Annotated in this window: 22 protein-coding genes and 1 pseudogene; 4 read left to right on the top strand and 19 right to left on the bottom strand. The window is 43.3% G+C overall.

Annotation, left to right across the window (positions count from 1 at the left end):
- Window positions 1-12: 12 nt before the first annotated feature.
- The 6 genes from DW915_RS12220 to DW915_RS12195 form a co-directional block, all read right to left on the bottom strand.
- On the bottom strand, window positions 13-1,560 hold the full coding sequence (locus DW915_RS12220) for an ABC transporter ATP-binding protein (protein ID WP_442857845.1): 1,548 nt from the start codon (window positions 1,558-1,560) through the stop codon (window positions 13-15).
- A 168-nt stretch (window positions 1,561-1,728) separates the two neighbouring features.
- Window positions 1,729-2,901, bottom strand: coding sequence for a BMP family lipoprotein (locus DW915_RS12215; protein WP_118742214.1), 1,173 nt, complete (start codon window positions 2,899-2,901; stop codon window positions 1,729-1,731).
- Window positions 2,902-3,006: 105 nt separating this feature from the next.
- Complete coding sequence (locus tag DW915_RS12210) at window positions 3,007-4,317, bottom strand: amidohydrolase family protein (RefSeq protein ID WP_118742213.1); 1,311 nt, start codon at window positions 4,315-4,317, stop codon at window positions 3,007-3,009.
- A gap of 30 nt (window positions 4,318-4,347) precedes the next feature.
- On the bottom strand, window positions 4,348-5,193 hold the full coding sequence (locus DW915_RS12205) for a purine-nucleoside phosphorylase (protein WP_118742212.1): 846 nt from the start codon (window positions 5,191-5,193) through the stop codon (window positions 4,348-4,350).
- Between the two features lie 174 nt (window positions 5,194-5,367).
- Window positions 5,368-6,021 carry a YczE/YyaS/YitT family protein gene (locus DW915_RS12200; protein WP_022461580.1) on the bottom strand — a complete coding sequence of 218 codons (654 nt, stop codon included), beginning with the start codon at window positions 6,019-6,021 and terminating at the stop codon, window positions 5,368-5,370.
- Between the two features lie 447 nt (window positions 6,022-6,468).
- Window positions 6,469-7,332, bottom strand: coding sequence for a hypothetical protein (locus DW915_RS12195; RefSeq protein ID WP_118742211.1), 864 nt, complete (start codon window positions 7,330-7,332; stop codon window positions 6,469-6,471).
- Between the two features lie 461 nt (window positions 7,333-7,793).
- On the opposite strand from DW915_RS12195, the gene DW915_RS12190 reads away from it, so the two are divergent.
- Window positions 7,794-9,374 (top strand): AAA family ATPase, encoded by a 1,581-nt coding sequence (locus tag DW915_RS12190; protein ID WP_118742210.1) that lies wholly within the window; start codon window positions 7,794-7,796, stop codon window positions 9,372-9,374.
- A 95-nt stretch (window positions 9,375-9,469) separates the two neighbouring features.
- Here DW915_RS12190 and DW915_RS12185 read toward each other — a convergent pair whose 3' ends face one another.
- The 13 genes and pseudogenes from DW915_RS12185 to DW915_RS12125 all read right to left on the bottom strand — a co-directional run.
- Window positions 9,470-9,799: a cupin domain-containing protein gene (locus tag DW915_RS12185; RefSeq protein WP_022462474.1), complete on the bottom strand. Its 330-nt coding sequence runs from the start codon at window positions 9,797-9,799 to the stop codon at window positions 9,470-9,472.
- Window positions 9,800-10,014: 215 nt separating this feature from the next.
- Window positions 10,015-11,649, bottom strand: a complete 1,635-nt coding sequence (gene hcp / locus DW915_RS12180; RefSeq protein WP_118742209.1) for a hydroxylamine reductase — start codon at window positions 11,647-11,649, stop codon at window positions 10,015-10,017.
- 194 nt (window positions 11,650-11,843) lie between these two features.
- Window positions 11,844-12,527 (bottom strand): Crp/Fnr family transcriptional regulator, encoded by a 684-nt coding sequence (locus tag DW915_RS12175; protein WP_118742208.1) that lies wholly within the window; start codon window positions 12,525-12,527, stop codon window positions 11,844-11,846.
- Complete coding sequence (locus DW915_RS12170) at window positions 12,511-12,690, bottom strand: chorismate--pyruvate lyase (protein ID WP_118742207.1); 180 nt, start codon at window positions 12,688-12,690, stop codon at window positions 12,511-12,513. The genes DW915_RS12175 and DW915_RS12170 overlap by 17 nt, the downstream gene beginning before the upstream one ends.
- 230 nt (window positions 12,691-12,920) lie before the next feature.
- A complete protein-coding gene (locus tag DW915_RS15975) occupies window positions 12,921-13,361 on the bottom strand; it encodes a hypothetical protein (protein WP_118742206.1) in 441 nt (146 codons plus the stop codon).
- Between the two features lie 355 nt (window positions 13,362-13,716).
- A complete protein-coding gene (locus DW915_RS12160; RefSeq protein ID WP_118742205.1) occupies window positions 13,717-14,772 on the bottom strand; it encodes an FUSC family protein in 1,056 nt (351 codons plus the stop codon).
- Between the two features lie 33 nt (window positions 14,773-14,805).
- Complete coding sequence (locus tag DW915_RS12155) at window positions 14,806-15,849, bottom strand: HAMP domain-containing sensor histidine kinase (RefSeq protein WP_118742204.1); 1,044 nt, start codon at window positions 15,847-15,849, stop codon at window positions 14,806-14,808.
- A complete protein-coding gene (locus tag DW915_RS12150; RefSeq protein WP_005421560.1) occupies window positions 15,849-16,559 on the bottom strand; it encodes a response regulator transcription factor in 711 nt (236 codons plus the stop codon). Before DW915_RS12150 ends, DW915_RS12155 begins: the two co-directional genes overlap by 1 nt.
- Complete coding sequence (locus tag DW915_RS12145; RefSeq protein ID WP_055221208.1) at window positions 16,538-17,971, bottom strand: phospholipase D family protein; 1,434 nt, start codon at window positions 17,969-17,971, stop codon at window positions 16,538-16,540. The genes DW915_RS12150 and DW915_RS12145 overlap by 22 nt, the downstream gene beginning before the upstream one ends.
- Before the next feature lie 198 nt (window positions 17,972-18,169).
- Window positions 18,170-19,729, bottom strand: coding sequence for a cardiolipin synthase (gene cls, locus DW915_RS12140; RefSeq protein WP_118742203.1), 1,560 nt, complete (start codon window positions 19,727-19,729; stop codon window positions 18,170-18,172).
- Between the two features lie 35 nt (window positions 19,730-19,764).
- Complete coding sequence (locus DW915_RS12135) at window positions 19,765-20,445, bottom strand: GTP pyrophosphokinase (RefSeq protein WP_055221206.1); 681 nt, start codon at window positions 20,443-20,445, stop codon at window positions 19,765-19,767.
- Between the two features lie 38 nt (window positions 20,446-20,483).
- Entirely contained in the window at window positions 20,484-21,461 is a 978-nt protein-coding gene (gene bsh, locus DW915_RS12130) for a choloylglycine hydrolase (RefSeq protein ID WP_005347230.1), read from the bottom strand.
- A 134-nt stretch (window positions 21,462-21,595) separates the two neighbouring features.
- Window positions 21,596-21,820, bottom strand: a pseudogene (locus DW915_RS12125) (hypothetical protein); the annotation flags it as partial.
- 6 nt (window positions 21,821-21,826) lie between these two features.
- Between DW915_RS12125 and DW915_RS16580 the strand changes: the two are divergent.
- From DW915_RS16580 to DW915_RS12110, 3 genes are all read left to right on the top strand, one after another.
- Window positions 21,827-22,048, top strand: coding sequence for a S24 family peptidase (locus DW915_RS16580; protein ID WP_081019717.1), 222 nt, complete (start codon window positions 21,827-21,829; stop codon window positions 22,046-22,048).
- 291 nt (window positions 22,049-22,339) lie between these two features.
- Window positions 22,340-22,795, top strand: a complete 456-nt coding sequence (locus tag DW915_RS12115) for an Hsp20/alpha crystallin family protein (protein WP_118254521.1) — start codon at window positions 22,340-22,342, stop codon at window positions 22,793-22,795.
- Between the two features lie 136 nt (window positions 22,796-22,931).
- Window positions 22,932-23,384, top strand: coding sequence for an Hsp20/alpha crystallin family protein (locus DW915_RS12110; protein WP_118584015.1), 453 nt, complete (start codon window positions 22,932-22,934; stop codon window positions 23,382-23,384).
- Window positions 23,385-23,755 lie beyond the last annotated feature (371 nt).

Genomic DNA, 23,755 nt, shown 5'->3' with positions numbered 1-23,755 from the left:
CTTACCTCTCTTTTATACTTCTTCGGGAACCGGATCCCGTTTTGCACCTGCCATGTAGAGACCGAGTTCTTCGACAGAAACGGTTTTCGGATCCAGCTGGCCGACCAGCTCTCCTTCGTACATAACAAGAATACGGTCGGAAACATCCATAACCTCATCCAGTTCCAGAGAAACCAGAAGAACGGCTTTTCCCTTGTCGCGCTGTGCAACGAGCTGGCTGTGAATGTATTCGATGGCTCCGACATCAAGACCACGGGTAGGCTGTACCGCAACGAGAAGATCAGGATCTTTGTCGATCTCACGCGCGATGATCGCTTTCTGCTGGTTTCCGCCGGACATGCTGCGGGTGATGGTCACAGGACCCTGGCCGCTGCGGACATCGTACTGCTCGATCAGGCGCTCGGCATATTCGCGCACGGCTTTTGATTTGATAAAGCCGAAGGATTCAAATTCCGGCTGCCAGTAACGCTGCAGCACCATGTTCTGCTCGATGGAGTAATCCAGCACGAGGCCGTGTTTATGGCGGTCCTCCGGGATGTGGCTCATGCCCATCTTGGAGCGGTCGCGGATGGAAGCTTTCGTGATGTCCTGTCCGTTGAACAGAATTTTACCGCCGGATATTTTTTCCAGTCCCGTGAGGCCCTGAACGAACTCGGACTGGCCGTTTCCATCGATACCTGCGATGCAGACAATCTCGCCTTTTCTTACATTAAAGGAAACATCTTTGACGGCGTTGTTTCCGTGCACCTTGCTCGGTACGGTCATATGCTCTACTTTCAGAACGGTGTCGCCCGGTTTTGACGGCTTTTTGTTGACGGAGAAGCTGACGTTTCTTCCGACCATCATGCGGGAGAGCTCTTCTTTGGAAGTTTCGCTGATGTTGACGGTTCCGATGTATTTTCCTTTGCGGAGAATCGTACAGCGGTCGGCAACTTCCATGATCTCGTTGAGTTTATGGGTGATGAAGAGGATGGATTTTCCTTCTTTTGCGAGGTTCTTCATGATCTTCATCAGCTCGTCGATTTCCTGCGGCGTCAGAACCGCGGTCGGCTCGTCGAAGATCAGGACTTCGTTGTCACGGTAGAGCATTTTCAGAATTTCAGTACGCTGCTGCATGCCGACGGTGATATCTGAGATCAGAGCGTCCGGATCGACCATCAGACCGTATTTCTCGCTCAGCTCCATGACTTTTGCACGGGCATTCTTTTTCTCGAGGAAAAGGCCTTTGGTCGGCTCTACGCCGAGGATGATGTTGTCGAGAACCGAGAAACATTCGACCAGCTTAAAGTGCTGGTGCACCATACCGATGTTGAGATCGTTGGCGTCGTTCGGTGTGTTGATATGGACTTCCTGCCCATTCTTCTTGATGATTCCGGAGGTAGGCTGATACAGACCAAAAAGAATACTCATCAGGGTTGATTTTCCTGCACCGTTTTCTCCAAGCAGAGCATGGATTTCTCCTTTTTTGAGCTGTAACGTAATGTTGTCGTTTGCCTTGATACCCGGGAATTCTTTGGTGATGTTCAACATCTCAATAATGTACTCATTTTCCATATACATATTCCCTTTCAAGCGTGGTTTTGCAGGACTGCCGAAGGTATGGAAAATAAGGCAGAACTGCGGGCTTTCATTATGTCTAGTATAGCATTTTGTGTGGCAGAAAAAAAGGGGAAGAGAAATAATATTCTCTTCCCCAAAAGGCATATTGTTACAGAAACAGTATGCACATTAGCTGATGTAATCAACGGTTACGTGAGAACCTACTTTCGGCTGATTTTCTGTATCGCTGGAGATTTCGATGGAACCATCGCGGATACCAGCCAGTACAGTTTCATACTGATCCTGTGTGAAGGTTGTGAATCCCCAGGATTCGGAATCGGTAGGAAGGCCGATGTAATCTCCGTCTTTCAGTCCAAGCTGCTGAGCAGTTCCGCCAAGTTCAGAGAAGTTTCCGCTGAAGTAGGAATCCAGAGCGTTGTTGATGGCGCTTGGAAGACCTTTCATAGCGGAAGTCAGGCAGCGCTCGCCGATTTTGGAACGCTGGTCAACGTCTACACCAATAACTTTTCCGTCGTGTGTCTCAGCTGCATCCAGAGCAGATGTCCAGATACCGCCGCCGCAGGCGAATACAACCTGTGTTCCGTCTGCATACCAGCCCTCCATACGGGCAGTAATGGAGTCATCGCCGTAGAACTGGCCGCCATAGTAATATTTTACGTTTACATCTACGCCGTCTTCTTCAGCAGCAGCGTTGATACCCTGTACATAACCGTAACCGAAACGGATAACGGCCGGAACAGCGATACCGCCAAGGAAACCAAGGCTTGTGTAGCCGTCTTTTACTGCAGCGTATCCAGCCAGGTAGCCGGCCTGCTCTTCTTCGAAGGAGCAGATGTACACGTTCTTTCCGAGATCAACAGCTTTGCCGTTTTTTACAATATCACTTTCGGTAACATCGACTGCGATGAAGGTTACATCCGGATAGGTGTCCTGCTCTTCAGCGATGGCAGGTCCGAACAGGTAACCTGGCATTACAACAACGGTAGCACCCTCGGAAACAGCGAGATCGATGGAGTTGATACGCTCTTCATCGGTATCCTCTGCCGGTTTGTAGTACTCGTACTCTACGCCGTTTGCATCGCCGTAGGCGCATACAGTTTCCCAGGTGATCTGGTTGAAGGATTCGTCGGTGATATCTCCGGAGTCTGTGATCATGGCAATTTTCTCACCTGCGGCGTCTTTTTTTTCTCCATCTGTGGAAGCAGAAGCGGAAGTTGCGCTGGTGGAATCGGCGCCTGTGGATGCGTCGGAGGAAGAGGATCCGTTGGAGGAACCGCATCCTGCGAGTGCAGCAGTTGTCATGGCGGCTGCAAGCAGTAAGCTAACTACTTTCTTTTTCATAATAGTATTCTCCTTTCAATAGGTACAGCGTTTCTGTGTGTATGGCTACATTATAATATAAAAGAAAAAAGTATGTCAAGCAAAGGAAAAACTGCGTGAAATCCACTAATTATCTGCATGCGAGCCGGAAATTCTTCGGATAATGGCGTTGGATCTTGCATAAATTTCTTCCGGATCAAAGCCGATGCGGAATTCGCCGTTTTCGTAGAGGATTTGACCGTTTACCATGGTAAGCTTTACGTTCTGTTTGCTGCCGCTGTAAACGAGGTTTTTGATCAGATTATTTTCCGGCTGCATGTTAGGCTGGTGCAGATCAATCATGACGAGATCCGCCTTTTTGCCAACGGCGAGACGGTCACAGTCATCGATCTGCATCGCGTGTGCGCCGCCTGCGGTTGCCATGTAGAGTATCGCATCAGCCGGGATTCCTGCGGCGTCCATCTCACGGACTTTGGAAAGACCGGTGGTCAGGAACATTTCGCGGAACATGTCGAGGCAGTTGTTGCTGGCCGGTCCGTCGGTGCCGATGGCGAGGTTGATGCCGTTATTGTAAAAACGTTTCAGCGGGCAGATGCCGGACGCGAGCTTCAGGTTGGAGGATGGATTGGTAACGGCCGTCAGTTTCCGGTCGCGGAAAATTTCGAAATCGCGGTCCTCCATCCAGATGCAGTGGTAGCCGCCGCCTCCGTACTGGAACATGCCTAAGCGTTCCATCAGCTGCGTCGGTGTGAGGCCCCAGCGTTCTTTGCAGCCTTCGACTTCGCTTTTTGTTTCGGCGTTGTGTGTCCAGACAGGGGAATGGTATTTTTCGGCGAGTTTGGCAACGGCTTCAAGAAGCGGGCCGCCGGTCGTATATTCGGCGTGGAAACCGAGCAGATACGAGGTGCGGTCGGAGAGTTCGTTGACATAGTTATACATCTCTTCGAGAATTTCCGGGCTGTCGACGAAGTTGTTGAGACCGCTGGTAAGAACGGTGCGGAATCCGGTGTCGACCGTGGCAGCGATGCTGTTTTTCTGCTGGATGTACATGTCGAAATTGGAGGTGATGCCGCTCGTCAGATATTCCATGATGCCGAGGATATTGAGCCAGTAAACGTCGTCCCCGGCGAGCTTTGCCTCGTTCGGGAAGACCTGGCGCTCGAGCCATTCGTGGAGCGGGAGATCGTCCGCGTAGGAGCGGAGGAAGGTCATCGGGGTGTGCGTGTGTGCGTTTTTAAAGCCCGGGATCAGGAGATTGCCGCGGGCGTCAATTTCGCGGTCGAAGACAGGGGTCTCTGCGGCATCTGGATCTGCTTTTCTACCAGGTCCGATATAGGTGATGGTGTCGCCGGTGACATGAAGTTCGTCTTCGGCGATGGAAAAATGGTTTTCAGCGTCGAGTACGAGAATTTTGGCGTTGTAAAAACGTGTATTCAAAAAAGATCTCTCCTTTGTTTTACGTGCTGTTTACAGTGTCTTTGCGATGCCCTGAATCGTTGCGGCAACGAGTTTTTTGAACTGCGGTGCAACCATGTCAGCTGCCTCCTGAACTTCCGCATGGCACAGAGGCTGCGGGGAGATGCCGGCGGCAAGATTGGTAATGCAGGAAATACCGATGACGCGCATGCCCATATGGCGTGCAGCGATGGCTTCGCAGGCGGTGCTCATGCCGACCGCGTCTGCGCCGAGGGTGCGGCACATGGCGATTTCCTGCGGGGACTCGTACTGCGGGCCGGTGAGCTGCAGATAAACGCCTTCCATCAGGTCGATATCAAGGCTGGCTGCGGCTTTCCGTGCGATTTTCTGGAATTCAAGGTCGTAGATCTGGCTCATATCCGGGAAACGGGTGCCGAGCTCGTCGATGTTCGGTCCGATAAGCGGAGATGGAACGAAGCAGGCGATCTGGCCGTTTAACAGCATCAGAGAGCCTGGCTTTGTGCCCTGTTTGATGCCGCCGGCGGCGTTGGTTAAGAACAGTGCTTTTGCGCCCATCAGCTTCATGAGGCGGGTCGGGAGAACGACGTCGGTCATCGGATAGCCTTCATAATAATGAACGCGGCCCTGCATGCAGACAACCGGCACATCACCGACGTAGCCGAAGATAAAACGGCCCGCGTGGCCCGGAACAGTGGAAACCGGGAAGCCTTCGATATTGTGGTAATCGAGGGTTGCGGTAACGCGGATATCATTCGCAAAATCACCGAGGCCGGAACCGAGAATCAGTGCGACTTCCGGTTGGAAATCGATCTGGGAGCGGAAGCTCTCGTAGCATTTCATCAGTTTTTCGTAAACAGGGTTTGGGGTGTTGCTCATAGGAAAAACCTCCTTAATATAAATGATTTTCTGATTTTTGAGTCTTTTTTCGGCTATTTTTAGGGAAGAAAAGCCTGCCACAGAGATGTGAGTCCCGGAGGCAGGCTTTTCTTTTAGAAAAAAGATCATCTGGTAGTTCTATTGTAGTATAGAAAACGCGGAAAAGCAATGATTTCAGTCATCAAAAATATTCAGATGCTGTTTCATGATATTTCCCAGCCATTCAATGACCGGACCGAGGGTAATAACCATCAGCACGGTGACAATGCCGAGTTTTCCGCCGAGCAGAACGGCGATCGCAGTGACAACGAAGTCGTAGACGATGCGGATCACACGGAACGAAACGTTCGGCAGGTGGGTGGAGATAATGAAGGATACTGCATCGTACGGTGCAGTTCCCATATCAACATCCATATAGAAGGATGCGGCAAGGATAAACAGGATCAGCGCCGGGATCAGCACGGCGATTCGCACACCCATCGAGGTGAAGAGGTCTGCCGGAAGGACTTTCGCCCAGATCCAGGAGAAAAAGTCGATGGAATATCCCACGAGAAACATGTTTGCGAGGGTTCCGAAGCCTAAGTTTCTGCCGCCGAAAATGATAACGAAGATGAGCAGGACGGTATTGAAGAGCGCCTGCCAGTTTCCGATGCTGATGCCGAGGCGGGTGGAGATGGTCTGGTTTAACAAGGTACACGGATCGGTGCCGAGATCGACGAGAAGCAGCCATGAGAGCGCAAAGCCCATCAGGATGACGGCAGCGATGACCAGAATCAGGCGGGTCCAGAAATGTTTCTTCTGGTAGAAGCCCTGGATGATTTCTTTCATAGTATGAGTTCCTCCCTGTAAAATAATACAAAATGTATTTTTATGCTTTCCGGACTGATCTGCAGAATTTATTTTCTGCTTTTTTGCCCTTTTTCCCAGAAAAATCTCCGCCGTTTTTTCGCCCGGCGGAGATTTGCCTGTTTCTTATTTTAGTATATTTTTTTCAAAATGTAAACAGTTTTCTTTTATCTGTGTCAACAGAATGTTCAATAATAAAATGAACTATAGTGAACATAAAATAATAAAAAATAATTTTTTCGAAAACAATGTTTACATGAAGATTAACAAAGTGAACGCCAACATTAAAATGTGTTTGCACCATGCGCTATGTTTCTGATTAGGCCATGCAGACAGGTACAGCAATCACGTGATTCGTATAAGCGTATTATTCTGCTGGTGAGAAGACGGCAGGAAATCTTGGAAACAAAGAGCTGTACGAGATTCGGGTTAAACATACGGCCTGCGTTGCAGCGGAGATCGGCGAGCATATCGGCAAAATTTTTGCTGGAGCTGTAGGCGCGTCCGACGGAATCGGTTGCCGCATCGAGGCAGTCGGATCAGGTCAAATTCCTCATTGAAAAGGGAACGCGCAAACTTTTCATAATAATGGCGGAACGGAATGCCGCCGTCGAGCTCGATGTAGGAGTTCATGATGTAGCTTGTGAAACGCTGCATGCATTCGTAAGCGCCCTTGTCGCGGGAATTTTTGATGTATTCGAATGATTTGCGCTGGCCTTCGAGCAAAAATAAGCGGCAGGTGTCGGTCCATTCCGGGCGAGCTTCGCAGAGCCAGAAGGTGTAGAGCATCGGGAGCAGGTTGTTTTCCACGTTCATCCAGTCATACTGCGTCGGATCGGCGCCGTTCAGCCAGTTGACGTAGGTGTCCAGCATCTCGGAAATCGAAATTTCGCCGAGATAGCCCTGGATTGTGTGTAGTGTTCCAAGCAGGGTTTCTTCGTTCTGGCGGAAATTTTTGTTTTCTCTGGCATAGGCGAGGGCGTCTTCGGCGGCTTTTTTCAGGCGGAGCAGAATGTCCCCGGGTACTTTGTTCCAGTATAAATATTCATCGACAAGGGAGAGGTAGGAGTTTGCGGAAAACTCTTCAAATTCAAAATCAATCTCCGGCGCTGCGGCACGGATCTGCGGATTGCGGACGATCTGCAGAAATTCTTCATAACAGACGATCTGCTTGCGGACCATTTCTTCCTCATAATAAAGACGCTCGTAAATGGAAGGGCGGAACAGCAGTGTTCCCAGCAGATTTTCCTTACGTTCTTTAGAAAGACAGGCAAAGAGTTCCGGGTTCTGCATAAAGTTTTTGCGGTTTCTGCAGCTTTAATGGATACACTGCGGTAGATGTCATTCAGTTTGTTCGTCGCGCGTCCCTTGTCGGAACCCTGGATCACGTTGTAGCCGACGGTGACGACCTTGAAAATGCAAAAGATATATTCCTCAAGAACGGATTTGTCCTCATTTTCCTCATACTGTTTTTTATAATAATAGTAGAGCGCCCGGAGAATCAGCCAGGCAAGCTGCACATCCACCATCTCCAGCGTCCGCGTATTGGCAAGTGAGCTGGCATGCGTTGTGAGTTTGGTGTAAAAAACTCTAATATGTTTATTATACAATAAGTTGAGGGAAAAGGGGGGAGAAATTGTTGGTTGCGGGTGAAAGATGATCACAAAATTTCATCGACATCCGTTATTATACACGCTATAATAAAATATATCTAACACGTATTGCATTATGAAAGAAAGGAAGTTTGCAGCCATATGGGATTATTTGTGAATCCGGATCAGAGTGCGTTTCAGAGTGCTTTGAATGCCCAGATCTACGTTGATAAATCCGGATTAATTGAATATACGAACAGCGTTCTGGAATCTACGGATGCATTTATCTGCAACAGTCGTCCGCGCAGGTTTGGAAAATCGATTACGGCGGATATGCTGACGGCTTATTACAGCAGAGGATGTGACTCCAGAGATATGTTTTCATCTTTGAAAATCAGTCAGACACCGGATTGGGAAAAGCATTTAAACAAATATGATGTCATTCATTTTGATGTGCAATGGTGTATGGAACCTGCTGGCGGGCCGGAAAATCTTGTGGATTTTATTACACAGAATACGCTTCAAGAGCTGAGGAGCTTATATTCAGCTGAATTGCCCGAAAATATCACATCTCTTCCCGAAGCGCTGTCTTTGATTAATGATGCTACGCAAAAACGATTTGTTATTATTATTGATGAATGGGATGTCCTGATTCGTGATGCATCAGCGGACACAAAAATTCAGGATTCTTATATTAATTTTTTGCGCGGTCTATTCAAGGGAACGCTGCCAACCAGATATATTGCGCTTGCGTATCTGACTGGTATTCTCCCAATAAAAAAAGTGCAGACACAATCAGCACTGAATAATTTTAATGAGTTTACGATGTTGGACGCACGCGGTTTTGCGAAATATATTGGTTTTACAGAAGAAGAAGTAAAAACGCTTTGTGATCAATATCATCGGGATTTTGAGAAGGTCAAACGGTGGTATGATGGTTATCTGCTGGAGAACTGTCAGGTTTATAATCCAAAAGCTGTTGTCGAAGTCCTTCGCTGGAATAAATATCAGAGCTACTGGTCCCGCACAGGCACGTATGACTCGATTGTCCCGCTCATCAATATGGATTTTGACGGATTGAAAACTGCTGTTATCACTATGCTTTCTGGATCTTCTGTTGAAGTTGATGTCTCCTGTTTTCAGAATGATATGATCAATTTTTCCAGTAAAGATGATGTTCTCACTTATTTGATTCATCTGGGTTATCTTGGCTATGATCAGAATACGCAGTCAGCATTTATTCCAAATGAGGAACTTCGTCAGGAACTGACTGCCGCAACCCGGCGGAAAAGATGGGATGAAATGATGGCTTTTCAGGCGGCCTCGGATCAGCTTCTTGATGCGACGCTTGATTTAGATACCGAAACAGTTGCTGATGAAATCGAGAAGATTCACTCTTCCTATACGTCTGTCATCACTTACCATGATGAAAATTCGCTGAGCAGTGTTCTGACAATTGCTTATTTAAGCTCCATGAAATATTACTTCAAGCCGATCCGTGAACTGCCGACGGGACGAGGGTTTGCAGATTTTGTTTATCTTCCGAAACCGGAATTTCGCAGGGATTACCCGGCACTTCTCGTAGAACTGAAATGGAATCATTCTGCCCATACGGCACTGAATCAGATCAAAGAGAAAAAGTACATTGCATCATTGGAACCTTATATTGGAGACATTCTGCTGGTTGGAATTAATTATGATAAAAAGACGAAAAAGCATGAATGTCTGATAGAAAAGGCTTAAATGAATAAAAAGGCAAGGCAGCATATCACAGGAAATCCTGAGGCATGCTGCCTTATTTTGCCAGGCATATCAATAATTGGTTCAAAAAGGATACGTTAGAATACCACTACCAGAAGCATCTTATACTGCTCTTTGCCATACACTGCATGCGGATGTTTTGCCGGCATGACGATGGATTCGCCTTCGTGGAGTTCGTATTTTACGCCGTCGATGGTGATTTCACCGGTTCCGTCGAGGCAGGTGACGAAGGCGTCGCCGCCGGACTCGTGGGTGCTGATTTCTTCGCCTTTGTCGAAGGCAAATAAGGTGATGCTGACGGATTCATTCTGTACCAGTGTTTTGCTGACGATCTGGCCTTCCTGGTAGGAAACCTGATCTTTTAAGACCATAACCTTGGCTTTATTGATATTTTTCATGATGCTCATAGTTCATAAATCTCCGTGATAGAATGAGAACGTGTCTGAAAAAATTCCCAGGCACGTTCTAAAAATGTGTGATTAAGATGAGATGACTCATCAGTGTCGGGCGTGTATAGAAAGGGAATCTGAGGTCCGTTTTCTGATATGCCCAAATTCAAAGATATTTTTGTCTGAACATATACAGTATACGTGGAAAAATGAAAGAAAGCAAGGGGTTTTCTTTATTTTCCGAAAAACAATTCCATATCGTTTTCAACGGTATCGATTCCGGCGATGCCGAAGTTTTCAACGAGAAGAGCTGCAACATTCGGGCTTAAAAATGCCGGAAGTGTCGGGCCGAGGTGGATGTTCTTGACACCGAGCGACAGCAGTGCCAGAAGAACAATCACAGCTTTCTGCTCGTACCAGGAAATATTGTAGATGATCGGCAGATCGTTGATATCGTCGAGGCCGAAGACCTCCTTTAATTTCAGTGCAATCACGGCAAGAGAGTAGGAATCATTGCACTGGCCGGCATCGAGGACGCGCGGAATGCCGTTGATGTCGCCGAGGTTCAGCTTGTTGTATTTGTATTTTGCACAGCCGGCGGTCAGAATCACGGTGTCTTTCGGCAGTGCCTGTGCAAAGTCAGAGTAATAGCTGCGGCTCTTTGCACGGCCGTCACATCCAGCCATGACAACGAATTTTTTGATCGCGCCGGATTTCACGGCATCGACGATCTGGTCTGCCAGGGCGAGTACCTGTGCATGGGCGAAGCCTCCGACAATGGTTCCCTGCTCGAGTTCCGTCGGCGGTGCGCAGTGCTTTGCCTGTTCGATGAGCAGAGAGAAATCTTTTGTCTCACCGATGACGCCGTCGATGTGCGGGCATCCCGGATAACGAACCGCTCCGGTTGTGTAAATACGGTTTTTGTAGCTGTCCTTCGGCGGCACGATACAGTTCGTCGTCATCAGAATCGGGCCGTTGAAGGCTTCAAATTCTTCTTTCTGCTTCCACCAGGCGTTACCGTAATTTCCCTTAAAATGTTCATATTTTTTGAACGCCGGATAGTAGTGTGCAGGCAGCATTTCGGAGTGGGTGTAAACATCGATGCCGGTGTTCACGGTCTGCTCGAGCAGCATCTCGAGGTCGAGCAGATCATGACCGGAGACGAGAATACCCGGACGGGTGCCGACACTGAGATCGACGGTGGTGATCTCCGGATTGCCGTAAGCGGAAGTATTGGCCTCATCGAGCAGTGCCATTCCCTGCACGCCGTAGGAGCCGGTCTCGAGTGCGAGAGCCGTCAGTTCCTCTGCGGAGAGGGAATCGTCGAGCGTTGCGGCGAGAGCACGCTGCAGGAAGGCATCGATTTCCTCGTTTCCTTTTAAGAGAACATTGGCATGGCTGGTGTACGCGGCAAGTCCTTTCAGACCGTAGGTGATGAGCTCGCGTAAAGAGCGGATGTCCTCATTTTCCGTGGAAAGTACGCCGACGGTAACTGCTTTTGCGGCAAACTCATCGGTTGTGCCGTTCCAGAGGGCGGTCTCCGGCAGAGCGGAGCAGTCGGCAAGCTGAGCGAGAAGCGCTTTGGTCTCAAGCGTTGCCTCAATTCGTGTGCGGATCGTATCATCATCAAAGTTCACGTTTGTGATGGTCGTAAACAGGTTTTCGGTGATGAGATGATTGACGCTGGCATCGACGGTTTTTCCTTCGCGGCGGAGCTGTGTCGTCACGGCGGAAAGTCCTTTCGTCGTCCAGATCAGCAGATCCTGCAGCGCCGCTGTCTCCGGGCGCTTTCCACAGACACCGGATTTTGTACAGCCGGAGCAGCCGGCAGTTTCCTGACACTGGTAGCAAAACATATTCTGTTCCATAAAAATAGTTCCTCCTGTAGGGTATTTTCGAGGGGTTAAGCGCAGAGGGAAAAACAGATCTGCGCGGAGTTTCATAATTTACACGTACAGAATATCGGATATAACAGGAAAAGTATGTGGTTATAACCACGGAAATAGAGAAAAAGAAAGAAAAGTGGAAAATAAATCACATAAAATTTACGCTGCGGTACCGCCTAGAGAGACGGATGACGCAGCGTAAATTTGTTTTTATGAAATTCGAGGATTCCCTCTTTCTGCATTTTTCCGAGTTCTTTGGAGAGGGCGCTCCGGTCGAGGTTCAGGTAGTCGGCGAGGCCCTGGCGGTCGAAGGGGATCGTAAAGGTGTCGGCGCCGGTTTTGGCAGACTGCGCGGAGAGGTAGACCAGCACGCGCTCGCGGATCGTCTTTGGTGTAGTGCAGAAAATGCGGTTGGAGAGGGTAAGATTTTTCTGCATGGAGATGCGGAGCATGTTACTGCGAAGCTGGGACTGCCATGCATCATTACCATCGGCGGTCTGGTCGAGGTTTCGAAGATTGAAAAAGAGAACCGTCGAGGCTTCGGCTGCTGTGACATTCACCATCATCGGCTCCCGACAGAAGGCATACGTCTCGGCAAATACCTGGCCGGGGGTGATCTTGCTTAAGATACTGCGGTTGCCCCAGAGATCCGTATTCTCCACGAAAACGCTGCCGGACAGCACAATCCCCAGTTCGGACACGCGGTCACCCATGTGATAAATGGTCTGGTTTTTCTCAAACGAACACGTCCGCAGCCACCCGCTCGAAACAAGAGCCGCCCGCCCGGTTTCCGAGATGCCATGAAAGAGCGGGAGAGAAAACACCTCGGCCGGAAAAACAGCATCAGCCAATGATTTCATACTGCAGCATCTCGTATTTCAAAATACTGCCCTCCATAATTTCCGGCGGCAGCAGCGCGCGGGCAACCAGTTTCGTTTCATTGTCCTCCGGTTCGATGTCATTGCGGCGTAAATGCGCGTAATCACCATCGATGGCGACTACTTTGTAGGTGCAGGATAACATAAGAAAACAACCTCCTTTTTCTTTACATGATACCTATTATACCGTGTGCAGAAACGGATGTCGATGGAATTTTTAATGCCGGAAACAAAAGTCTATGCTATACTTACAGCAGGGTATGACAGAAAAGAAAGGATGGAAGGTAGGATCCTGGGGGAAGAACATGCAATGGCAGGTTCTTTTTTTCTAAGAAAAAGGGAGAAAAGGTACATTTTAGAAAGGCCCTGTTTTCTCTATAATAAAGCCATAAAGTTCAAGAGATACGAAACCAGAACAGGAGGGAGAAAATGAAAAAGGGCAAAAACAAAATAAGAAAAATCTGGAAGGATTATAAAATGATTTACCTGATGATCATTCCAGATGCCGTGTGCGATCCTGGTTGCACTGTTCCTGAATGAAATCCGAAAGAAAGCGGTGAAACGTGTTGTACAGACCGTTATCACCTTCTTGCATTTCATTTCATGGGTCGTTATGGCAGGAATCATTACAGGACTGTTTGGATCATCTGGAGCAATCAACGGAATCCTCACTTCGATAGGACTGCCGTCGGTATCACCGATCTCCAAAGCATCTACATTCTGGGAATTCATCTGGGCATCTGACTGGAATCGAACCAGCGGCCTTCCGCTTAGGAGAGCTCCATCGCCAAGAGGCAGACCAAAGGTACTTGCCATAACCAGGTTACTTCCTCCTTTGCGCCATATTATCAAAATCTCTCTCTGCAATTATTTTTGCAGAAAAGAATTCAACCTCTATATAACGAAACGCTGAGAGCCTGTTTTACAGTGGGGTACGACAAAAAATTTAAAAATTTTTCGAAATACGTCAAAAAAGCCCGACAAAACAAATACTTCAACAATCTCCAAAACCAGAAAATACTTCTGATCTTGCAGTGTATCCGTAAATGTTTTGCCGGGCTCTTAGTGATTCCAGTCAGGTTCAGCTCCTTGACAAACTCTTGCTGTCTGGTGCGTTCTTGATGGTTCCTGCCAAATCCAACGCTTACTACAGACAGCTCATTCTATTCTGTTATGATCCCTGATTCACTATCTTTTTTTTAGACATAAACCAATAAAATATAACACAAAATGCTAAAGCAAACACAACACCAAAAACATTTTGAATCACTCTAAGACTAACCGCTCCTTGTAGTCCATAAGTCTCTGTAGCAATGGCTAAAGCACCAAATGTGTTAAATACTGCCTGCCAGCCATATTGTGCTGAAAATCCTACACCGATTCCACCAAGAATTCCTATATATGCATAGATTGACGAAGGAAGCAGAAAATATAATACTGTAAAACATATAACACCTGCAATATTTCCGACAATCCTTTTACGGACTCTGTAGTGCATATCTTCCATAAACGGCAAAATCGCGGACATGGCCGCAATACCAGCCCACATTGCACGTGGCATATTACAAAGTTCTGCAATGCAAAGGACAATCGGTACGCATAAAATCTGACATATCTGCCATTTTGTTCTGGAAGAAGTGATATCAAATTCTTGTATCAGATCTTTCAGATTTCTTTTATAAGTTCTGTTTTTATGATTTCGATAAAATACGAAGCAGGTAAGTGCTGCACCTAAAGCCATTCCGACTAATCGCATCTGATAGCTTTTTCCCGTAACATCATAACCATATAGCAGCAGATACCCAAGAACCAATGTAGATTGATTAAACATGAATGGATTATGGCATCCGAACAGAATCAACACAGCCAGTGCCGCAATATTTAACAGCATTCCCAATACCGGTGAAAACTGATTTGCTAAATGCGGACATACAGTCATAATTACAAAGAACAAAGCCAAAAGCATCGTAGATTGTCCGGTGTGGATCCCCAGATCCGCATTTCTAAACACCATGAGGCATAATAAGACTACTACACCTACAATGCTGTTCTCATTTCCAAATAGGATGCTGAAAATACTAACAAAGAAAAAACAAAATGCCATTGTAACAGCTATCTTCACCAGATATACCCACATATGATATAATTTTTCTTTTAGTGTTTCACTCTTTTTCAACAGGTTTTTAGAACCTGCCTGATTTAACTGCAACTCCTGATAAAATGTCATATAAATCCTCCCATTTTCTAATTTATCTTAAAACTATATAATCTCATCTTTCTGCTTTGGCAGCTCTATAACAAATCTGCACCCACCATATTCACGGTTTTCTGCTTTGATTGTTCCTCCGGCACTATCTACAATCCGTTTTACAAGTGCAAGACCTAGGCCATTTCCTTCTGCTTTATGAGATCCATCTACCTGATAGAACTTGTCAAATATTCTGGATTTTACATCATCCTCTATTCCTGGTCCTTCATCTTCCAGAATGAACTTAACAGAATCCTGTTCTTGTTTCAGAAACATCGTAATTGTCCCCTTTGAAGGGCTGAACTTAATCGCATTATCCAAAAGATTTATCCAGATATGCATAAAAAGTCCTTCATTCCCAGTATATTTAACTTCCTCCAATTCTACCTGAAAACCAATTTCTTTTTCTGTCCATTTTGTTTCCAATGAAAGAAATGCCTGGCGGATCTGTTCATCCAGACGATATTCTGTTTTTTTCATTGGTATATTCTGATTCTCTAACTTGGATAACAGCAAAATATTACCAACCAATCCGGAAAGTCTTTGGGTGTTAAATAAGATTTTTTCTACATATTCCTCTTGATCCGGAGACAGTTCTTCTCCCTGAAGCAGCATTGTATATCCTTCAATGGCATTAATCGGGGTCTTAAACTCATGAGAAACATTAGATACAAAATCCATCTGCAGCACCTCTGTTGCACGAAGTTCTTTTGTCATAACATTAAAACTTTGATAAGATTCTCCAACTTCTGCTATACGGCTGTTCGTTTCCAAATGCTGTTCAAAATCTCCCTGAGAAACTTCCTTCATTGCTTTACTAAGTCTGGTAATTGGTTCCAGTAACTTTGCATTGATAAAGGAAGTGATCAGCCCTGCAATCAATGTATTGAAAATCAAAAGCCAGCCAAGCAAAGGTATGCTGCCCGGCAGATTAAAAAAATGATTCAAAAAAGCAAATAATAAAGCAGATATGACTGTTGAAAATACAAGTGCCAGCCAGATTGCACCAGTCAGACAGGATCGGATCCGCAATTCTTTTTTTTTCTTTTGTTCCATTATTTTTTCACCACCTTGTATCCAATTCCACGCATTGTTACGATTTCAAAATCCGGGTTATCTTTAAAACGCTCTCTGAGTCTTCCTATATGTACCTCTATTGTATGTGGGTCTGCCTCCGTCTCGTATCCCCATACTTCATCCATCAACTGTTGTTTTGTAAATGTTCTGCCTGGCGAAGCTGCAAGCTTATATAAAAGCAGGAATTGTTTTTTAGGTAAAACAAGACTTTCCTTATCAGTTGTAACCGTCATTGCATCATAATCAAACTCTGTTGAACCGATCACAATTTTGTGTTCATTCAATATCTGTGCACGGCGAAGCAGTGCTCCGACTCTTAAAACCATTTCATTCACATTTACCGGTTTTACCATATAATCATCACTTCCCGAAAAAAATCCCTGACGCATATCATCAAAGGAACCTTTCGCAGTGATCATAAGCACTGGTATCTGATATCCTGCTGAACGAAGTTCTGACACCAGTTCATAGCCATCCATAACCGGCATCATAATATCAGAAATGATCAGATCAATATATTCCTTATCCAATACTTCTAATGCCTGTGCTCCATCCGATGCACTTTTGACTTGATATCCATTCTTCTCAAGCACTTTTTGGAATAGCTGGCTTAATTCTTTATCATCTTCTACAATCAATATTTGAAACACGTTTTCCTTCCTCCTTATTAAAACAGATACCTTGCCCATCCAAGCAGATGCTGTACCAAAAATATTTTTCTCTGACGTTTCTTTGTTAATTCGATTGGCTCTACATGATATGGATCATTATAAGTTCCGTCTTCTAATATCTGGCGGGACACTTTTTCATATTCCATCATGCCCTCTTCCAACTGTTTATTAATATCTTTACTGCGTATTACAAGCATCAGTTCCGTATCCAGATATGCACTTCTCATGTCCATATTAAAGGAACCGATTACAGACAGATCATCGTCAATCAGAATACTTTTTCCGTGGTATGAATAACCGCCTTCATATTCCCAGATATTAATTCCTGTACTTAAGATTCTATTTCTGTTTTTCGCATAATCGGCAGACCCAAATGGATTCCCATTATTCGCAACTGAATTTGTCATGATAGAAAAATCTGAAACGTTCTCTGCAATCTCCTCCCATGTATTATACATCATATCATTACAGATAATATATGGCGTGTGGATCTTCACACGATTTTTTGCATTTTTCATCAATTCTCCCAACTGATACCACACTACTGGTTCTTTGGAACCGGTGTGAATAGGATTTGACACTAATGTAATCTTTTCTGTCTCAAAAGTTTCGTCCGTATAATCGGTCTCGCAGATTCTTTCCTTATTCTCTTCAAAATATTTCTGATAGCTGTTCTGCAGCTCTAAAACTGCGTTCTTTACAGATTTTCTATTTGCCAGTTTTTTATTGTTATGAAAATAACTACTGTCTTCCTGATTCCATATGGTTTCAAAATACTCTGACAACTGGTTAACTGAATTTTCTTTCTCAGGTTCATCGCAAACCACTAACACGTCTCTGTCATAGTTCTTATGTCCCGGAAAATCACCCAGGAAATAATTGTATGTATTTCTTCCCCCAAGAATATATCTCTTTCCATCTGCAATCAAATATTTATCATGCATTCTACCCATCATTTTCCACGGTTTCAACGGATTGGCCTTATTATACAGTTTAATTTCAACATTCTCATGGGAAGATAATCCATAGAAATACGGATTTCCTTCCATATCAATCCAGCTCTCCATTCCATCTACTAACAGACGAATATGTACACCTCTGTCTGCCGCATCATGCAGTGCTCCTAAAATCAATTTTCCACTTTCATCGGATTGAAATGCAAAAGTAGAAAGAATAATTTCCTTTTTTGCATTCTTGATCAAACGCACTCTTTGTAAAAGCGCTTCTGGATTCTTTTCTATGATCACTGCACGTTCCGTATTTTCACTGCATTCGTTCCACGAACCATTTTTTGTTTCTTTTTTGGTTGTATTGGACACTTCCGGCTGCTTTTTATATGCAATGCAGATTCCGAGTAATTCATAAAAAGCCACACATAATAAAATTGCCAGTATAACAAGAAGGATTTTACATATCTTATGCTTTTTCATTGTATATCACCTGATTCCTTTTCATTTCATACTTATACAATACAAAGTCAATCTCAATTTAACCTCAACAAGGTTTGTTTTTTTCACCCACGCAAAATCTTCTTTGTACAACAGACTGTTAGATATAACAAAAACAGCCTTTCAAAAACAGTTAACTTCTAAATCAACTGTTTTTTGAAAGGTCGTTTCATCAGATTCTTATAGCAATCCAGCAAATAATCTCATAAATAATTGTCCCAGTCTCAAATATGCACTTCGTCCGGTTTGATATTGGTCTGTCACATCACGACATTCTCCCATCGTTCTTATCAGATCATTTTTTATTTCCACAACTGCCTGACAATCTGCCATAAAACAGCCGTTTTCAAAATGGTGATATAAACTTCGATAATCCAGATTAATTGTTCCACAAGTTGCCATACAGTCATCTGCCACACTCATTTTTGCATGACAGAAACCAGGAGTCCACTCATAAACACGAACACCATGTTTAACTAATCCATGATAAAAAGAACGAGTTATATTATAAATGAACTTCTTATCAGGGATACCCGGTGTGATAATTCTTACATCTACCCCTCGCTTAGCAGCCAGGCATAACGCATGTGTCATTTCATCTGTTATGATTAGATATGGAGTCATAAACCAACAGTATTTTTCAGCTTTATTTATCATACTGATATAAACTTCTTCTCCTACCTGCTCATTATCCATAGGACTGTCTGCATAAGGTTGAACAAACCCAGTTTGCTGTGCCGCATAATCATAATGGAAAAGGTATTTACTAAAATCAGAATCATTAGAATCCTTATCACTTACTGCATTCCACATCTCCAAAAATGTCACCGTAAGCGACTGAACAGCATCTCCTTCTAAACGAATACCTGTATCTTTCCACTGTCCGTACGGGTGTGTGTAATTAAAATATTCATTTGCGAGATTATATCCACCTGTAAATCCGACTTTTCCATCAATAACTGTTATTTTTCTATGATCACGGTTGTTCAAAAACAGATTTAAACCTGGCATAAACGGATTGAATACACGGCAATGAATTCCTATTCGCTCCATTTTTTTCACAAAATCTGTATTAATAAAGCCTATAGAACCCATATCATCATAGAATACTCTAACTTCCACACCTGCTTTTACTCGCTCTTCCAGAACATCTTGAATCTTATGCCATGCTTCAGCGTCTTCTATCGCATGATATTCCATGAAGATAAATTTCTGTGCTTTCTTCAAATCCTTAAGCTGTGCCTCTAATCCTGTCACTGCTTCATCAAAATACACAATATCTGTATTCTGATAGATTGGATACTGCGAATTTCTTTGTATGTAACTTGCGATATTTCCTGCTTTCGGAATCGTTTCTTTTATTCTACTCAAACACTCCTGATTGTCAGGAAGCATTGGTAATAATTTACTATCAATTTCTGTATATCGTTCACGCATTTTATGTGTGCCACCATTCAAACCAATCAACAAATACAGGCCTACACCCATAATTGGGAAGATTAGAATTAAGATGACCCAAGGCATTTTCATAGAAGAGGTCTTATCTGATGCGTACAATCCCAAAACCAAGATTCCACTCAAAATCCTTGTAAATAAATTTATAATTTCTGCATATTCATTCAAGCGTGTTACGATAGTAATAATAAAAATTACTTCCAGAAGAATGCAGACTATGGAAAAACACAGCCGTTTTACCCCATTTTTTGTTTTTGCTTTGCCCTCTAAAGTATCTTGCTTCATATATATTCCACCTTCCTACTTGCTCAGTTTTCTGCCTAAATTTCATGAAACATACCAATTTTGTCTTTTATTCTCTGCATTTCATTATCCGCTTCAATGATAGCTCTTGCAGAATGAAGTAATTCTTCACTTATCTCATCATAACCAGGCATTTCTTCAATTCCTTTTTTATAGCGAAGTTGATGTTCCAATGTTGCCCAGAAATCCATACCATTGGTTCGAATCTGTAATTCTACACGCATAGGTGTTTTACCCTTAGCAAAAAATACTGGTATTTCAACAATCATATGATAGCTTCGATAACCATTCGATTTTGGATTTTTTATATAATCTTTTATTTCAATAACTTTAATATCATCCTGTTGGGTAATCAAATCTGATATCATATAAATATCGTCAATAAACGCACAAACTATTCGAACGCCTGCTACATCATTGAGATATGTCTGTATATTTTCTGTTGTAAATTCATATCCCATCTTCTGCAGTTTATCGTAAATACTATTGGGCTTCTTAATTCTTGTTTTTATAAAAGAAATAGGATTTCGATTGTTCTCAACTGAAAATTCATCATCCAAAACCTCAAGTTTAGTTTGTATCTCCCGAATAGCACAACGATACATCATCATTAAATTATAAAATTTTGTAGCATTATTTAAAAACTGTAGTGATTCCGGACTGTTCATCTTGAGTTTTTTTACTTCATCTTTTGTCATGGAACTTTCCTTTCTACCTCATCCCTGATTTCAAAACATTATTTATTTTGATAGTTGATTCGTTCTCCTTGAATTACTGGATAACAAATCATTTTATCACTATCCAGATTTTCTACATGCATATCTACTGCACTGATCTGATGGTTTTCATAAGTATTGTAATAATAAATACCTTTTGTAACATTACAACACGACGTATACAATGTGATTTCATATTTTCCATCCGCTACTTCGCAACATCCTCGTTGCTGATCCACAGATCCGAGAATGTGGAAGAATTGGCTAACGCTTTCTTCCTCTGATTCACCTGAAATTGCATTTACCTTTGTAAAAGCTACACGTACAAAGCGTGAGGAAGATGAGAGATCTCCCGGAAGACCTAATCCTCCCATACCTCTACTATATGCATCAAGAGCCAAATTTTCGCAGAAAGTATTTCTGGGCTGTTTAGGAGATAAATACATATAATTATTTAGTTGAAACATCTGCTGTGGAAATGGCGGATTATTCGTAAGCACTCCTACTGGATTGTCATAAATATGCAAACCATCTGACATAGATTCTACCGTAATTGACTCATTCTCATCAGAAATGATCCAGTGTAATTGTGCTAATGGTAATTGCTCGCTAAAAGGAGTATTAACAATATTAATTCGTTCAAGAAGCTCGCGAACTTCAACTAAAGAAGAACACTGACTTAAAATCCACGGAATAAATTCAAACTGTGCAATATTTTCCACATCTGGCTTAATCGCGGCATAAACAGCATTTCCGACAAAATTCAGTCCTGCCATTGCCACTCCTTTTTCATTCATAGCATCATAATACAAAGGATAATCCTCTGCAACATGAGCCATTCCAATAATTGCATAATGATTTTTCATATCGCCAACATGGCGAAAATTAAACGCATAATTACGTGGTGTAATTACTATCTGATCACCATAAGAGAATTCATAATCGAGGGTTCGTCCAAAGTAAAAATCTTTTGTTTTATAAGTCGCTGCTGTACACATGATCGTTTATCCTCCTAAATAGATTGAAATATGTCAATGAGTTTTTTTCTTAAACCATAGTATAGCACAATCTTTTATTTTGTTCCAACTTCATACATGATCATAACATGTAAACTTTAAACTATTTTCCTAGATTATTTCTCCATCAGTTTTTCAAACCAGGTATCCATAGCTAGGATGAATTGACCTACGTCTGGCAATTCTTGCAGCATTTCGTTTAGGGTTTTGTGCTTCACATATTTCTGCACATACACCCAACAGACAACGCTACTGGCTTCTGATACAATGTCAGCTATGGTTTTGCGCATAAGCTCTTCAAATTCAGCAATTTCTTCTTTCGGAACAACATCATATGTGGTGACAGTATGGAGCCTCTCTATCTGGATGGACAGATCATCTGGATTCATAAACAAGAAACTCTTGAAGAAGGAGAAATCGGTGTCTTTTTCCTCGATGGTGATGCTTATGTAAAGAAATATCATCAATCTGATTCCGGTATCCAACTTATTTCTCTAAATAAAAAATATGCTCCTATCCAAGTCACTTCCGGCTCCACCTTAAAAACTTTTGGAAAAGTAGTTGGCTAATTTTAAAAGGCTGATGCATTAACAGTAAACTTGCAGGGCGTCTTTTTTCACCATTTTGCATGGCTTATAGCGTTCACAAAACACATTCACAAGTTTCACAACATTCACAAAATCTTCACAAAAAATTAGCACTCACCTCTTGACAGTGCTAATAATGCGTGTTATATTACAGATAGAACAAAGGAAGAGAGATAAAAGAAAAGGTATTCCAGATGTTCGAAGAACTAGAAATGATAATACAGCAGACTGGATCGTGAAGATCTAGGGAGCTTTTGAAAGGAGATATGACTTATGTTAATGCCTAGTATTTTTGGAGAAAACTTATTTGATGATTTCTTTACACCATTCTATTATGATGACAAAGATGAGAAGAAAGCGGAAAAGAAGCTGTACGGAAGAAGAGCACAGAATCTCCTGAAGACAGATATTAAGGAAAAACCGGAAGGTTATGAACTGATTGTTGATGTTCCTGGCTTCAAGAAAGATGAAGTCAAAGTTGCATTGAAAGATGGTTACTTAACTGTCAGTGCAGCAAAAGGTCTGGATGAAGACGATGAAGATAAGAAGGGACACTACATCAGACGTGAACGTTACGCAGGAGCCTGCGAGCGAAGCTTTTATGTAGGCGAAGAAGTGACTCAGGAAGACATTAAAGGTGAATACAAACATGGAATCCTGAAACTGTTTGTTCCGAAGAAAGAAGCAAAACCAGTTTCCAATGATCCGAAATATATAACCATTGAATGATAATGATAACATCTGATTGATAAAAAGCTCGTGGTGTTGCCCGAAGATTTCGGGCAGTACCCTTTAAATATAATTGTAAGTAACAGTCGAAAGACTTGAATATAGATTTGTTTGTCATGAAAAGGAGAGATGACTTATGTTAATGCCTAGTATTTTTGGAGAAAACTTATTTGATGATGATTGGATGAACTTCCCGTTTAACGATGAGTTTTGGGGCAAGAAGAATCCGCTTTATGGTAAACATGCGCAGAACATGATGAAAACGGATATCCGTGAAACAGACGGTAGCTATGAACTGGATGTCGATCTTCCGGGATTTAAGAAAGACGAGATTCAGGTACAGCTGAAAGATGGTTATCTGGTACTTTCTGCTGCAAAGGGACTGGATAAAGATGAAAAAGATAAAGAAGGTAATTATATCAGGCGTGAACGCTATGCGGGCAGCATGTGCCGAAGCTTTTATGTAGGCGATGCAGTAAGCGAAGAAGACATTCATGCAAAATATGAAGATGGTATTCTGAAACTGTCCGTGCCAAAGAAAGCACCTGAGAAAATAGAAAAAGATGGTTATATTGCCATTGAAGGTTAAGGAAATCTCCTTATAGTCGGGGCTGTCGCATCAATGATTAGGAAATCATAGGTGCGGCAGCATCTTTTTGCCGTTTTTAAGGCGAAATATTCTCTCCTTTCATTCTGTTTCTACAAGAAGGCGAACTTTAATAAACCTTTTCTGGAAAAAGGTTCGTTTTCAGGATTTACTTTTGACCTGTCAAAATCAGGCGGTTTGTTTGAGTGGAAATAAATGCCGCCCTGTCCTTCCTGCCTGAATCTTATGATGAAGCTTGTTTATGTTATACCCGATCGCCAGCAAGATACTCTGGGCGGTTACATTTGCTTTCCTTCGATATAAATATCGCCTGAATTCCATATACAAAAGTTCTCCTGCTAATATTCATGCCG

Origin of the sequence: Blautia sp. AM42-2, assembly GCF_003480245.1 — a bacterium.
Classification (GTDB): domain Bacteria; phylum Bacillota; class Clostridia; order Lachnospirales; family Lachnospiraceae; genus Fusicatenibacter; species Fusicatenibacter saccharivorans.
This window is presented reverse-complemented; position numbering and strand designations above follow the sequence as displayed.